General features: G+C 42.0%; 1 rRNA gene. It reads left to right on the top strand.

From position 1 onward, the window contains the following. Positions 1-155 precede the first annotated feature (155 nt). Positions 156-271, top strand: a 5S ribosomal RNA gene (gene rrf, locus AC0L0O_RS30055). Positions 272-305: the final 34 nt, after the last annotated feature.

Genomic DNA, 305 nt, shown 5'->3' on the forward strand with positions numbered 1-305 from the left:
AAGCATGGTGACATGTGGAGCTGACGAATACTAATAGATCGAGGACTTAACCATATAATATGAAGCAATGTTATCTAGTTTTGAAAGAATATAAAAAACTTGTTGACTTTCAAAGTTAAATAAGTTACAATGATTCTTGTCTTAAATGAATACAGTCTGGTAATGATGGCAGAGAGGTCACACCCGTTCCCATACCGAACACGGAAGTTAAGCTCTCTAGCGCCGATGGTAGTTGGGACCTTGTCCCTGTGAGAGTAGGACGTTGCCAGGCAATTCGGAGGATTAGCTCAGCTGGGAGAGCACCT

Source organism: Bacillus sp. GS3m_15504 (assembly GCF_055825275.1).